The sequence below is a fragment of the Halomonas sp. HMF6819 genome, assembly GCF_044335525.1.
In the GTDB taxonomy this organism is placed as follows: domain Bacteria; phylum Pseudomonadota; class Gammaproteobacteria; order Pseudomonadales; family Halomonadaceae; genus Vreelandella.
Map to the genome: position 1 here is coordinate 1 of NZ_JBIQVY010000018.1, position 1,497 is coordinate 1,497.

The following is a 1,497-nucleotide window of genomic DNA, read 5'->3' on the forward strand; positions in this document are numbered from 1 at the left end:
CCGTTCACTTCACTGGTTATCACTACTGCTCGAGCGATTAACCCAGCAAGGAAAGCACAGACTGCGGAGTCTGATTGGCCTGAGCCAGCATGGACGTACCCGCCTGTTGCAGGATGTTGGCACGGGTCATGTTGGATACTTCCTTCGCATAGTCGGCGTCTTCGATCCGCGAACGTGCTTCGGAAAGATTGGTTTCAGTCGTCGCCAGATTGTCGATTACCGAGTCAAAGCGATTGAGAGTGGCGCCCAAGGTGGCACGGTTAGTGTCCAACGTTTCAGTAGCCGTGTCGACCGCATCGATTAAGTTCTGGAAGCCATCGTGTTCATCGATGGAGCCACCACCAGTAGCATCAAAAGTGGTGCCGGCAACAATGCTGCCACTGGCTGATGTCAGGTCTAGCCCACTTACCGTCGCATCAACAGTAGAAACACTGATGACATCTTCATCTTCGGTGTTTGCACCAACCTGAATACTCAGGCTACCACTGGCGTTCAATAGGTTGGTACCGTTGAAGTTGTTGCTTTCCGCTACACGATCAATCTCTGCCAAGCGCTCATTGATTTCAGTTTCGATCGCATTACGATCTTCTTCGGTGTTGGTATCGTTAGCCCCCTGTACCGCCAACTCACGAATCCGTTGCAGGTTATCGTTCACCTGGTCGAGGCCACCCTCCATGGTTTGTACCAGGGAAATGCCGTCGCTGGCGTTACGGCTGGCTTGGCTCATACCATCGATTTGGGCGGTCATCTTGTTAGCGATAGCCTGACCGGCGGCATCGTCGGAAGCGCTGTTGATACGCAAACCGGAAGAGAGACGTTCTTGCGCCTGAGCCAGCATGCTTTGTGAAGAGCTCAGGTTGTTCTGGCCGATCATGGAGGTGATATTCGTATTGATTACAGACATGAGTATTACTCCTTGAAGTATAACTGGCCAGCGGGCCAACTTAACGACGTATGTATCGTCGCTAACACTGGTAACGGCTGCTAATTTAAATCCTTTAAAAATCAGTTATTTTTTTATGTAAGGGAAAGTAAAACTGGCCGAACCGACCAAGAGGCAATCTCGTCAAAACCCTTGCCATACGGCGCTTTAGGCGTGAACGCCCTATTTAATGCCAGGAATAAAGACATAAAAAACGGGGCCGTTCGGCCCCGTCCATTTGTTTGATTCGTTTTATCAATGAGCGGTTTAGCCCAGCAGTGATAGTACGGACTGCGGCGTCTGGTTCGCCTGGGCCAGCATGGAGGTACCCGCCTGCTGAAGAATGTTGGCGCGGGTCATGTTGGATACTTCCTTCGCGTAGTCGGCGTCTTCGATCCGCGAACGCGCTTCAGACAGGTTGGTCGAGGTGGTCGCCAAGTTGTCGATCACCGAGTCGAAGCGGTTCAGCGTGGCACCCAGAGTTGCCCGGTTGGTGTCCAGAGTCTTGGTCGCAGCGTCGACAGAGTCGATCAGGTTCTGGAAGCTGCTGTGCGCTGCGGTGCCACCACTAACGG

At 52.6% G+C, this 1,497-nt stretch carries 2 protein-coding genes; both read right to left on the minus strand.

Features of this window, described 5'->3' with window-relative positions:
- Positions 1-37 precede the first annotated feature (37 nt).
- Positions 38-904 carry a flagellin gene (locus tag ACGLWX_RS18290; protein WP_396241898.1) on the minus strand — a complete coding sequence of 289 codons (867 nt, stop codon included), beginning with the start codon at positions 902-904 and terminating at the stop codon, positions 38-40.
- A 285-nt stretch (positions 905-1,189) separates the two neighbouring features.
- A partial coding sequence (locus tag ACGLWX_RS18295; RefSeq protein WP_396241900.1) for a flagellin occupies positions 1,190-1,497 on the minus strand: 308 nt, incomplete at its 5' end.

What these genes read in the sequence shown, in the direction of transcription:
- ACGLWX_RS18290 (WP_396241898.1), bottom strand. Translation starts at nt 904, where the DNA reads ATGTCTGTAATCAATACGAATATCACCTCCATGATCGGCCAGAACAAC.